Origin of the sequence: Cupriavidus phytohabitans (assembly GCF_000426345.1) — a bacterium.
Taxonomy (GTDB): domain Bacteria; phylum Pseudomonadota; class Gammaproteobacteria; order Burkholderiales; family Burkholderiaceae; genus Cupriavidus.
The window spans coordinates 120,872-133,179 of the sequence record NZ_AUFE01000012.1 but is presented as its reverse complement, the minus strand read 5'-3'; the positions used below and the strand labels follow the sequence as shown (position 1 = coordinate 133,179).

8 protein-coding genes are annotated in these 12,308 nt (G+C 67.9%); 6 read left to right on the top strand and 2 right to left on the bottom strand.

Features of this window, described 5'->3' with window-relative positions:
* Positions 1 to 15: 15 nt before the first annotated feature.
* From gspD to gspF, 3 genes are read left to right on the top strand one after another with little or no spacing between them, the layout of a single operon-like run.
* On the top strand, positions 16 to 2,508 hold the full coding sequence (gene gspD / locus K309_RS0112080; RefSeq protein WP_029046656.1) for a type II secretion system secretin GspD: 2,493 nt from the start codon (positions 16 to 18) through the stop codon (positions 2,506 to 2,508).
* Between the two features lie 8 nt (positions 2,509 to 2,516).
* Positions 2,517 to 4,058, top strand: coding sequence for a type II secretion system ATPase GspE (gene gspE / locus K309_RS0112075; protein ID WP_029046655.1), 1,542 nt, complete (start codon positions 2,517 to 2,519; stop codon positions 4,056 to 4,058).
* Positions 4,059 to 4,075: 17 nt separating this feature from the next.
* The gene (gene gspF, locus K309_RS0112070) at positions 4,076 to 5,293 is read left to right on the top strand and encodes a type II secretion system inner membrane protein GspF (protein ID WP_029046654.1); all 1,218 of its coding nucleotides are present in this window, start codon (positions 4,076 to 4,078) and stop codon (positions 5,291 to 5,293) included.
* 96 nt (positions 5,294 to 5,389) lie between these two features.
* On the opposite strand, the gene K309_RS0112065 is transcribed toward gspF, so the two are convergent.
* The gene (locus K309_RS0112065; protein WP_029046653.1) at positions 5,390 to 6,667 is read right to left on the bottom strand and encodes an NYN domain-containing protein; all 1,278 of its coding nucleotides are present in this window, start codon (positions 6,665 to 6,667) and stop codon (positions 5,390 to 5,392) included.
* Between the two features lie 343 nt (positions 6,668 to 7,010).
* Here K309_RS0112065 and K309_RS0112060 point away from each other — a divergent pair, with 343 nt between their 5' ends.
* The gene (locus K309_RS0112060) at positions 7,011 to 10,604 is read left to right on the top strand and encodes an indolepyruvate ferredoxin oxidoreductase family protein (RefSeq protein WP_029046652.1); all 3,594 of its coding nucleotides are present in this window, start codon (positions 7,011 to 7,013) and stop codon (positions 10,602 to 10,604) included.
* An 82-nt stretch (positions 10,605 to 10,686) separates the two neighbouring features.
* Here K309_RS0112060 and K309_RS0112055 read toward each other — a convergent pair whose 3' ends face one another.
* Positions 10,687 to 11,298, bottom strand: coding sequence for an HD domain-containing protein (locus K309_RS0112055; RefSeq protein ID WP_029046651.1), 612 nt, complete (start codon positions 11,296 to 11,298; stop codon positions 10,687 to 10,689).
* Positions 11,299 to 11,471: 173 nt separating this feature from the next.
* Here K309_RS0112055 and K309_RS0112050 point away from each other — a divergent pair, with 173 nt between their 5' ends.
* Together K309_RS0112050 and K309_RS0112045 are read left to right on the top strand one after the other, a co-directional pair.
* Complete coding sequence (locus tag K309_RS0112050) at positions 11,472 to 11,822, top strand: GFA family protein (RefSeq protein ID WP_029046650.1); 351 nt, start codon at positions 11,472 to 11,474, stop codon at positions 11,820 to 11,822.
* A gap of 8 nt (positions 11,823 to 11,830) precedes the next feature.
* The gene (locus tag K309_RS0112045; RefSeq protein WP_029046649.1) at positions 11,831 to 12,265 is read left to right on the top strand and encodes a VOC family protein; all 435 of its coding nucleotides are present in this window, start codon (positions 11,831 to 11,833) and stop codon (positions 12,263 to 12,265) included.
* Positions 12,266 to 12,308: the final 43 nt, after the last annotated feature.

Sequence of the window (12,308 nt, the reverse complement as noted above, 5' to 3'; positions counted from 1 at the left end):
CGTACGGAAATGACTATGACAACCCATGCCACCCGACCTGTTTTCCAGACCGCCTGCGCCCGCGCCGTGGCCCTGCTGTGCGGACTCTCGCTGCTGGCACCCGCGCCGCTGTGGGCCCAGCCAGGCGCACCAGGCGCACGCCCCGCGGCCACGCCGCCGGCGCCGCCCGACATCACGCCGGCCAACCGCGACCAGGTGGTGCTCAACTTCGTCAATGCCGACCTGGACTCGGTGATCAAGGCGGTCGGGCAGGCCACCGGCAAGAATTTCGTGATCGACCCGCGCGTGAAGGGCACGGTGAACCTGGTCACCGAGCAGCCGGTGTCGCGCGCGCAGGCGCTGCAGACGCTGGGCTCGGTGCTGCGCATGCAGGGCTACGCGATGGTCGAAAGCAACGGCTTCACCAAGGTCGTGCCTGAGGCCGACGCCAAGCTGCAGGGCTCGCCCACGGTGATCGGCGCGGCGCCGAGCCGCGGCGACCAGGTGGTGACGCAGGTGTTCCGGCTCAACTACGAGTCGGCCAACAACCTGGTGCCGGTGCTGCGGCCGATGATCGCGCCCAACAACACCATCACCGCCTACCCGGCCAACAACACGCTGGTCATCACCGACTACGCCGACAACCTGCGCCGGCTGGCGCGCATCATCGCCGCGATCGACGCGCCCGCTTCGGGCGAGGTCGAACTGGTACCGCTGCGCCATGCGCTGGCCAGCGACACCGCGCAGGTGCTGCAGAAGCTGCTCGACCCCGCCGCCGCGGGTGCGGCCGGCGGCGGCGCGGCGCCGGGCGTCGATGCCTCGCTGCGCACGTCCGTGGTGGCCGAGCCGCGCAGCAACGCGCTGATGATCCGCGCCTCCAGCCGCGCGCGGCTGCAGCAAGCGCGCCATCTGATCGAGAAGCTCGACCAGCCTTACGCCCGCCCCGGCAATATCTGGGTGGTGCCGCTGAAGAATGCCGATGCGGTAAAGCTGGCCGCCACGCTGCGCGCCATCGTCGCGGCCGACAGCAGCTTTGCCTCCTCGACCCAGCCCGGCGCCGGCGGCGCCGGTGCGGCGGGCGGCATCGCCGGCGCGGCCGGCATGACCAATGTCTCCACGCCGGCCGGCGGGCAGTTCACCGGCGGCACCACCGGCACGCAGACCGGCATGCGCAACGGCTCCAGCGGCATGGGCGGCGGCGGTGCTTATGGCAGCTCGGCCTTCGCCGCCTCGTTCGGCACCAGCACGCAGCCGACCACCGGCGGCATCATCCAGGCCGACCCGTCGACCAACTCGCTGATCATCACCGCCAGCGAGCCGGTCTACCGCAACCTGCGCGGGGTGATCGACGACCTCGACGCGCGCCGCGCGCAGGTCTACATCGAGTCGATGATCGTCGAAGTGACCGCCACCCAGGCGAGCGAGCTTGGCATCCAGTGGCAAGGCCTGATCAGCTCGTCAAGCGGCAACAACAACGTCTTTGCCGGCACCAACTTCGGCACCGGCGGGCAGAACATCCTCAACCTGACCCTGGCCGGCGCCCTGGCCGACAGCAACCGCGCCGCCGGCATCGTCGCCGCGCAGCAGCTGGTCCCCGACATCGGCGGCCTGAACCTGGGCATCGTCAACCGGGCCATGGGCCTGGGCGCCCTGCTGCGCGCTCTGGGCACCAATGGCAGCGTCAACCTCCTGTCCACGCCGAACCTGATCACGCTCGAGAACGAGGAAGCCAAGATCCTGATCGGCCAGAACATCCCGATCACCACCGGCTCCTATGCGCAGACCGGCGGCGCCGCGTCGGTGACGCCGTTCCAGACCTTCGACCGCAAGGACGTCGGCATCACGCTGCGCGTGAAGCCCCAGATCACCGACGGCGGGCTGGTCAAGATGCAGATCTTCCAGGAGTCGTCGTCGGTGGTGGCCGGCACGCTGTCGCAGGTGCAGGGCCCGACCACCAATGTGCGCTCGATCGAGACCAACGTGCTGGTCGACGATGGCCAGATCATCGTGCTCGGCGGCCTGATCGAGGATTCGTACGGCGACGGCGTGCAGAAGGTACCGCTGCTGGGCGACATCCCGCTGATCGGCGGCCTGTTCCGCTACGAGAACAAGAACCGCTCCAAGACCAACCTGCTGGTGTTCCTGCGCCCGTATGTGATGCGCACGACGGGCGCCGCCGACCGCCTGACCGCGGACCGCTACGACTATATGCGCGCGCAGCAGCAGGGCTTTGTATCGCCTAACATCATGGTGCGTGACACCAACACGCCGCTGCTGCCGCCGGCGGATGCGCCGACCACGCCGTTCATCGATCCGCGCGCCAACGGCCCCGTGGCGGCGCCGCTGCCGTTGCCGCAGACGCTGCCGCAGAATCCGCAGAATCCGCAGAATCCGCAGAATCCGCAGAATCCGCAGAATCCGCAGCAGCCCGGCGTGCCGGCACAGCCGCAACCGGTGCCGCCCGCAACCTTTCAGCAGCCGCTGAGCCAGCGCGGCGAAGCCGCCACGCCGGGCGCTGTCCAGAACTGAGGCCTGCCATGGCGAGCGAAGTCCAGACCCCTGCCCCCGATACCCTCGAGCCGCCCTCGCCGATGGCGGCGCGCCTGGTTTCGTACGGCTTTGCGCGCGAAGCGCCGCTGCTGATCGCGCACCAGCGCCCCGACGGCCTGGAGGTATGGGTCAGCCGCGCCACCTCCCCGACCGCGCTGGCGGAGATCGCCCGGGTGCACGGCGCGCTGCGGCTGCGCGTGCTGGAGCCCGAGGCGCTCGAGCGCGCCATGTCCGACGCCTATAACCGCCAGGACGGCAGCGCCGCGCAGGTGGTGGGTGAAGTCGAGGGCGAGGTCGACCTGTCGCGCCTGATGCAGGACATTCCCGCCGTGGAAGACCTGCTCGAGTCCGAGGACGACGCGCCGATCATCCGCATGATCAACGCGCTGCTGACGCAGGCGGCGCGCGAAGGCGCATCGGATATCCACATCGAGCCGTTCGAGTCGTCGTCGGTGGTGCGCTTCCGCGTCGACGGCACGCTGCGCGATGTGGTGCGGCCCAAGAAGGCGCTGCACGGCGCGCTGATTTCGCGCATCAAGATCATGGCGCAGCTCGATATCGCCGAGAAACGCCTGCCGCAGGACGGCCGCATCACCCTGCGCGTGGGCGGGCGCCCGGTGGATGTGCGCGTGTCGACGCTGCCCACCGGCCACGGCGAGCGCGCGGTGCTGCGCCTGCTCGACAAGGAAGCGGGCCGGCTCGACCTGGCCAGGCTCGGCATGTCGCCCAATACGCTGCGCGGCTTCGACCACCTGATCCGGCAGCCGCACGGCATCGTGCTTGTGACCGGCCCGACCGGCTCGGGCAAGACCACCACGCTGTATGCCGCGCTGTCGCGGCTGGATGCGCGCACCACCAACATCATGACGGTGGAAGACCCGGTCGAGTACGACCTCGACGGCATCGGCCAGACCCAGGTCAACCCGCGCATCGACATGACTTTCGGCAAGGCCCTGCGCGCGATCCTGCGCCAGGACCCAGACGTGGTGATGATCGGCGAGATCCGCGACCTGGAAACCGCGCAGATCGCGGTGCAGGCCTCGCTGACCGGCCACCTGGTGCTGGCGACGCTGCACACCAACGATTCGGCCTCGGCGGTGACGCGGCTGGTCGACATGGGGATCGAGCCGTTCCTGCTGTCGTCGTCGCTGCTGGGCGTGCTGGCACAGCGGCTGGTACGGCGCCTGTGCCCGCACTGCAAGCGCGAGGAAGTGATCGAGCTGCCCGAGGAAATAGCCGCCGCCGATGCCGAAGCGCTGCGGGCGCAGGGCAAGCCGCTGCAGCATGTGTGGCATCCGGTTGGCTGCGACAAGTGCGGCCAGTCGGGCTACCAGGGCCGCATGGGTGTCTACGAGCTGCTGACCGTCGGCGACGAGATCCGCACCATGATCCACCGGCAGGCGCCGGAATCGGAGATCAAGCAGGTGGCGCTGGCGCATGGCATGCACACCATGCGCGGCGACGCGCAGCGCTGGATCGACAGCGGCGCGACCTCGCTTGAGGAAGTGTTGCGCGTGACGCGCGACTAAGGCGGAGCAGACACCGGATGCCAGCCTTCCGCTACGAAGCCGCCGACGCCGCCGGCAAGACCGACCGCGGCGTCATCGAGGCCGACAGTCCGCGCCAGGCGCGCTCGCAACTGCGCGCGCGGGGGCTGACGCCGCTGACCGTCGATGCGCTGGCCGGTGCCGGCCTTGCGCCGCGCAGCGGTGGCCAGCTGTTCGCGCGCAAGCTGTCGACGCAGGAGCAGGCGCTGTTCACGCGCCAGCTCGCCAGCCTGATCGTCGCCGGCCTGCCGCTGGACGAAGCGCTCGGCGCACTGGCCGACCAGGCCGAACGGCCCTATGTGCACGAACTGCTGGCCGGCATCCGCGCCGAGGTGATGGGCGGCAGCTCGCTGTCGGTGGCGCTGGCGCAGCATCCGCGCGACTTTCCGGACATCTATCGCGCGCTGGTTTCCGCCGGCGAGCATTCTGGCCATCTCGGGCTGGTGCTGGAGCGGCTGGCGGGGTATATCGAGTCACGCAATACGCTGACGTCGAAGATCCGGCTTGCGTTCACCTATCCGGCGATCGTCACGGTGGTCGCATTCGCGATCGTGATCTTCCTGCTGTCCTATGTCGTGCCGCAGGTGGTGAGCGTGTTTGCGAACACCAAGCAGAAGCTGCCGACGCTCACCATCATCATGCTGTGGCTGTCGGATTTCGTGCGCAACTGGTGGTGGGCAGCGCTGGCCTTCACCGCCGTGGTTGCCCTGGCGATCCGCAGCCTGCTGAAGCAGCCGGCGGTGCGGCTGGAATGGCACCGGTGGCTTCTGACCGCGCCCCTGTTCGGCAAGCTGATCCGCGGCTATAACACCGCGCGCTTTGCCGGCACGCTGGCGATCCTGGTGTCGGCGGGCGTGCCGATCCTGCGCAGCCTGCAGGCGGCCGGCGAGACGCTGACCAACGAGGCATTGCGTGCCAATGTGGAAGACGCCAATACGCGCGTGCGTGAAGGGGCGTCGCTGGCGCGAGCGCTGGCGGCGCAGAACCAGTTTCCGCCGGTGCTGGTGCATTTGATCCGGTCAGGCGAGGCGACCGGCAACTTGCCGGTGATGCTGGACCGGGCTGCGCAGGGCGAGGCGCAGGAGCTGGAACGGCGCACGCTGTTCCTGACCAGCTTGCTCGAGCCGCTGCTGATCCTGACGATGGGGGTGGTGGTGCTGTTGATCGTGCTGGCGGTGTTAATGCCGATTATCGAGATCAACCAGTTGGTGCGGTAGGCGGTGATATCGCGATAGCGACTGCATGGCCTGACGCCGCTCGCACAAGCTTCCCTCTCCCGCGTGCGGGAGAGGGAAGCAAACAGAGCGGCCTATTTACTCGATAGTGGTTTCCTTTTTCTTGGCAGTCCGCTTGCGGGGCTTCCGCGCCGGCGCCGGCGCCGGGGAAGGCGCTGCCTCGGCTTCCACTTCCGGCTGCGCCGGCACTTCAGGCTCCGCCTCCACCGTCGCCGTCAACACCGTCGCCCCCGGCGCGGCAAACACCGACTGGTCGATCGGCCATGGCGTCTCGCTCAGCGTCACCTCTGGACGGCGCGCCGGGCGCTTGCGGCTGCGCGTCTTCGGTTCGGTGTCGGGCTTGGGTTCGGGGTCGGGCTGGGGCGCCGCTTCCAGCGGCGGCACCGGCTCGGGCTCGGGCTGCACCGCGTCGGCGGCGACGAATGGGGGCTCGTCATCGGCCGGCAGCTGCGGTTCAGCCTGGACCACGACCCGCTCCGGCGCCGGCGCCGGCTCGGGAATTGCAGCCGGCGCGGAGGCCGGCGTGCGGCGCAGGGCTTCCGCCTGCTGCGCGGGTTGTTGCTGCGGCGGACGCTGTTGCTGCTCGCCGCCGCCCTTGCCGCGCTTCTTCAGCCGCACCCAGATCGTCTTGTTGTTGCCGCCGTTGCGCGTTTCCACCTCGAACAGCCCGGTCGCCGCCACCAGCTCGGAGAGCTTGCCGTAGCCATAGTTGCGCGAGTCGAATTCCGGCGCCTGCTTGGCAATGTGGTTGCCCATGCTGCCCAGCGTCAGCCAGCCGTCCTCGTCGGACACCGCCTGCGCCGCGCTCTGCAGCAGGCGCACCAGGCGCGAGTCCTGGCGCAGTTCGCCGGTGCTGCGCTTGCGCGTGGGCGCAGCCGCTTCGTCGGCGCCTTCGGTATCGGCCTCGGCACGCAGCACGTCGGAGTAGATGAACTTGTCGCAGGCGGTGACGAAGGGCTTGGGCGTCTTGCGCTCGCCGAAGCCGTAGACGATCAGCCCCTGCTCGCGGATGCGCGATGCCAGCCTCGTGAAGTCGCTGTCGCTGGAGACGATGCAGAAGCCGTCGAAGCGCCCGGTGTACAGCAGGTCCATGGCGTCGATGATCATGGCGCTGTCGGTGGCGTTCTTGCCGACGGTGTAGCGGAACTGCTGGATCGGCTGGATCGAATGCGACAGCAGCCGCTCCTTCCAGCCGGCCAGGTTGGGCCGGGTCCAGTCGCCATAGATGCGCTTGACGGCGGCCACGCCGTACTTGGCGACTTCGGCCAGCAGGCCTTCGACGATGGCGGGCGCCGCGTTGTCGGCGTCGATCAGCACGGCCAGGGTCGCGGTGCCCTGGCGGGGGGAATTGGTCATGTTCGGGTATTCGCTGGTTTGCCCGTGCATGAGACGGGCAATCGGAAAGCAGGTTGCACCAGGCTGGCGCGGCAGATGTGGTGCATCGAAGACTGCGGGGCGGCATCGCCGACGTTCTCGATGCAACGCAGTGTACACGCGAACCCCCATCCGTACGGGAAAACACGGTTGCGACGGGCACGTTTCGTGCTGCGCTGCAAGGTACCGCCGACCGCACGGCGGTGCTACCATGCCGCGCAGAGACACAGCCGCCCAACGCCTCCACAAGAGGCCGCGAGGCGGTTGCCCACAACTGCAGGTGTCGGTGATCCCGACAACACGCCCCATAGAGGAAGGAGCACCTATGAATGCCCCCCTGACCACCCCGGTCAGCGACGCCATCCGCCGCGCGCTCGCCAATGTTTCCCTCGACGACAAATACACGCTGGAGCGTGGCCGCATCTACATCAGCGGCACGCAGGCGCTGGTACGCCTGCCCATGCTGCAGCAGGAGCGCGATCACGCCGCCGGGCTGAACACCGCCGGCTTTATCTCCGGCTACCGGGGGTCGCCGCTGGGCGCGCTGGACCAGTCGCTGTGGAAGGCCAAGAAGCACCTGGCCGCGCACAACATCGTGTTCCAGGCGGGGCTGAACGAGGATCTCGCCGCGACCTCGGTATGGGGCTCGCAACAGGTCAACATGTACCCGGACGCCAAATTCGATGGCGTGTTCGGCATGTGGTACGGCAAGGGGCCGGGGGTGGACCGCACCGGCGACGTGTTCAAGCATGCCAACTCGGCCGGCTCGTCGCCGCACGGCGGCGTGCTGGTGCTGGCCGGTGACGACCACTCGGCCAAGTCGTCAACGCTGGCGCACCAGTCGGAGCACATCTTCAAGGCCTGCGGCCTGCCGGTGCTGTATCCGTCGAACGTGCAGGAGTATCTCGACTACGGCCTGCACGGCTGGGCCATGAGCCGCTATTCCGGCCTGTGGGTGGCGATGAAGTGCGTGACCGACGTGGTGGAATCGTCGGCTTCGGTCGAGCTGGACCCGCACCGCGTGCAGATCGCGCTGCCGGACGATTTCATCATGCCGCCGGGCGGCCTGAATATCCGCTGGCCCGACCCGCCGCTGGAACAGGAAGCGCGCCTGCTCGACTTCAAGTGGTACGCCGGCCTGGCCTACGTGCGCGCCAACAAGCTGGACCGCATCGAGATCGATTCGCCGCACGCGCGCTTCGGCATCATGACCGGCGGCAAGGCCTACCTCGATACGCGCCAGGCGCTGGCCGACCTGGGCCTGGACGATGCCACCTGCGCACAGATCGGCATCCGCCTGTACAAGGTCGGCTGCGTGTGGCCGCTGGAAGCGCATGGCGCGCGCGCCTTTGCCGAAGGGCTACAGGAAATCCTGGTGGTCGAAGAGAAGCGCCAGATCATGGAGTACGCGCTCAAGGAAGAGCTGTACAACTGGCGCGACGATGTCCGTCCCAAGGTCTACGGCAAGTTCGACGAGAAGGACAACGCCGGCGGCGAATGGTCGATCCCGCAGAGCAACTGGCTGCTGCCGGCGCACTATGAGCTGTCGCCGGCGATCATCGCCAAGGCCATCGCCACGCGGCTGGACAAGTTCGAGCTGCCGATGGACGTGCGCGCGCGCATCACCGCGCGCCTGGCCATCATCGAGGCCAAGGAAAAGGCGCTGGCCACGCCGCGCGTGACCGCCGAACGCAAACCCTGGTTCTGCTCGGGCTGCCCGCACAACACCTCGACCAACGTGCCGGAGGGTTCGCGTGCGCTGGCGGGCATCGGCTGCCACTACATGACGGTGTGGATGGACCGCAATACCAGCACCTTCAGCCAGATGGGCGGCGAAGGCGTGGCATGGATCGGCCAGGCACCGTTCGCGGGCGACAAGCATGTGTTCGCCAACCTGGGCGACGGCACCTACTTCCACTCCGGGCTGCTGGCGATACGCGCTTCCATTTCAGCGGGCGTCAACATCACCTACAAGATCCTGTACAACGATGCGGTGGCCATGACCGGCGGCCAGCCGGTGGACGGCCAGCTGTCGGTGCAGGACATCGCCTGGCAGGTGCACAGCGAGGGCGCGAAGAAGATCGTCATCGTCACCGACCAGCCCGAGAAGTACAACGCGGCGATCAAGCTGCCACAGGGCATCGACATCCATCACCGCGACCAGCTCGACAGCGTGCAGCGCGAGCTGCGCGAAGTGCCGGGCTGCACCATCCTGATCTACGACCAGACCTGCGCCACCGAAAAGCGCCGCCGCCGCAAGCGCGGCACGATGGAAGACCCGGCACGTCGCGTCTTCATCAACGACGCGGTGTGCGAAGGCTGCGGCGATTGCTCGGTCAAGTCGAACTGTTTGTCGGTGGAGCCGCTGGAGACGGATTTCGGCACCAAGCGCCAGATCAACCAGTCGTCGTGCAACAAGGACTTCTCGTGCCTGAACGGCTTCTGCCCGAGCTTTGTCTCGGCCGAAGGCGCACAGGTGCGCAAGCCCGAGCAGCACGGCGTGTCCATGGACAGCCTGCCCGCGCTGCCTGCGCCGGAGCTGCCGCCGATCCGCCGCGCCTACGGCATCCTGGTGACCGGCGTGGGCGGTACCGGCGTGGTGACCATCGGCGGCCTGCTGGGGATGGCGGCGCACCTGGAAAACAAGGGCGTGACCGTGCTCGACATGGCCGGCCTGGCGCAGAAAGGCGGCGCGGTGCTGTCGCACGTGCAGCTGGCCGCGCGCCCCGATGACCTGCACGCAACGCGCATCGCGATGGGAGAAGCCGACCTGGTGATCGGCTGCGATGCCATCGTGTCGGCCACCGACGAAGTCATCTCCAAGACCCAGGCGGGCCGCACGCGCGCCGTGGTCAACACCGCGCAGACGCCAACCGCCGAGTTCATCAAGAACCCGAAGTGGCAGTTCCCCGGCGTGTCGGCCGAGCAGGACGTGCGCAACGCCGTCGGCGAGAAGTGCGACTTCATCAACGCCAGCGGCCTCGCCGTGGCGCTGCTGGGCGATGCCATCTACACCAACCCGCTGGTACTCGGCTATGCGTGGCAAAAGGGCTGGATCCCGCTGACACTGCAGGCACTGGAACGCGCCATCGAACTCAACGGCGTGGCCGTCGAGAAGAACAAGGCCGCGTTCGACTGGGGCCGCCATATGGCGCACGACCCGGAGCACGTGCTGTCGCTGACCGGCAAGCTGCAGTCAACCGCCGAGGGCGCGGAAGTGGTCAAGCTGCCCACCTCGACCGGCGCGATGCTGGAGAAGCTGGTCGCCCGCCGCATGGAACACCTGACGGCCTACCAGGATGCCGCCTACGCGCGCACCTACCGCGAAGCCATCGACCGCGTGCGCGCGGCCGAAAGCGCGCTGGCAGGCAGCGGCAAGCCGCTGCCGCTGACCGAGGCCGCGGCGCGCAACCTGGCCAAGCTGATGGCGTACAAGGACGAGTACGAGGTGGCGCGGCTCTATACCGATCCCGTCTTCCTCGACAAGCTGCGCGCGCAGTTCGAAGGCGAACCGGGCAAGGACTACCAGCTCAATTTCTGGCTGGCGCCGCCGACGACGGCCAAGCGCGACGACAAGGGTCATCTGGTCAAGCGCAGGTTCGGTCCGTCGACGATGACGCTGTTCCGCGTGCTGGCGAAGATGAAGGGCCTGCGCGGCGGCATGTTCGATGTCTTTGGCAAGACCAGGGAACGCCGCACCGAGCGCGCGCTGATCGGCGAATACCGTGCCCTGCTGGATGAGCTGGTGGCGGGCCTGAGTGCCGCCAACTACGACACCGCCGTGGCGCTGGCCAACCTGCCGGACGATATCCGGGGCTTCGGGCACGTGAAGGAGAACAACCTGAAGGCGGTACGCGGGCGCTGGCAAAAACTGCTGGAGCAGTTCAGGCATCCGGAAACGGCACAGCGGGCTGCGTAAGGCGCGCGGTTCCTGCCCTCTCCCGCTTGCGGGAGAGGGCTCGGGTGAGAGCGAACGCAGGCGGTCCGCTCGCGGCATCGCACTACGGCTGCGCCAGCTCCTTCTCCCCCGGCTTCACATACATCGAGTTTTTCGGCTGCGACAACACCCGGCGCACCATCGGCTCGAAGAACGACAACGGCAGCGTGTTGTAGTCCGTCATGAACGCCGCGGCATCGTACTTGCGGCAGAACTCGGCAGTGCGCTCGAACAGCTCCGGCTGATTGCGATACTGCTCGCGCAGGTTGCGATCGAGCCCGAGGTGATGGAAGAAGTAATAGCCCTGGAACACGCCATGCTTTTCCACCATCCACAGATTCTCGGCACTGGCAAACGGCTTCAGGATCGCCGCCGCGATATCGGGATGGTTGAAGCTGCCGAGCGTATCGCCGATATCGTGCAGCAGCGCGCAGACCACGTATTCCTCATCCTGCCCGTCCCGGTGCGCCAGCGTCGCGGTCTGCAGCGAGTGCGTCAGCCGGTCCACCGGGAAGCCTCCGCAATCGCCATCGAGCAGCCGCAGGTGGGCCAGCACGCGGTCGGGCAGCGCCCGCGCATACGGCATGAACTCGGCGGAAATCGCCGCCCAGTCCTCGCGGGTGCCGTGTTCCATATGGCTGAAGCTCGCGCGCGCGGGCGCGTGGGTGTCGCTCATGCTGGTCTCCTTTTGTGGGAGGGTGCGCGCGGGCCGCGCATCCGCTCGTCATGTTGTGCGGGCATTGTGGCACCCGCAGCGGCGCTACACTGTCAAAAAGCTAACAATGTGCCGGCATATTGCGGCGCACCACCGGTTCACAGCAGCAACAGACTGACGATCAAGGAGACGACATGACGTTCCACGGAAGCTGCCACTGCGGCAACATTGCCTTCGAGGTCGAGGCCGAAAGCATCCCGAGCGTGATCCGCTGCAATTGCTCGATCTGCCGCCGTCGCGGCCACCTGCTGTGGTTCGTGCCACGCGCGACCTTCAAGCTGGAGACGCCCGACAGCAACGCGTCGACGTACCGCTTCAACACCATGAAGATCGCGCACCGCTTCTGCCCGGTGTGCGGCTGCGGCCCGTACGCCGATGGCCAGGACAAGGACGGCAAGCCGATGGCGGCGGTGAACGTGCGCTGCCTGGACAATGTCGACCTGGACAGCCTGAAGGTCGTCGACTACGACGGCCTGCACCACTGACGCCCGCCATGTTCCGCATCCTCGATCTCGACCACCTGGTGCTGCGCACAGCCGATGTCGAAGCGCTGCGACGGTTCTATGTCGACGTGCTGGGCTGCAGCGTCGAGCGCGAACAGCCCGACTTCGGACTCACGCAGCTGCGCGCGGGCAGCGCGCTGATCGACCTGGTCTCGCTGGACGGCCCGCTGGGCCGCGCCGGCGGCGCGGGGCCGGGCGCGGAGGGGCGCAACCTCGACCATTTCTGCCTGCGCATCGAACCGTTCGACGAGTCCGCGCTGCGCGCCTGGCTGTCCCGGCACGGCGTACAGGCCAGCGAGGTCGCGCAGCGCTTCGGGGCCGAAGGCAAGGGCCCGTCACTCTACGTCAGCGACCCGGACGGTAACGTGGTCGAACTGAAGGGTCCGCCTGCACCAGTCATCGGCGATGCGATGACCGCGCAGTAAGGCGCGTACCGTCGCGCAGCGTGCGCGCAGGATCGCTACAATT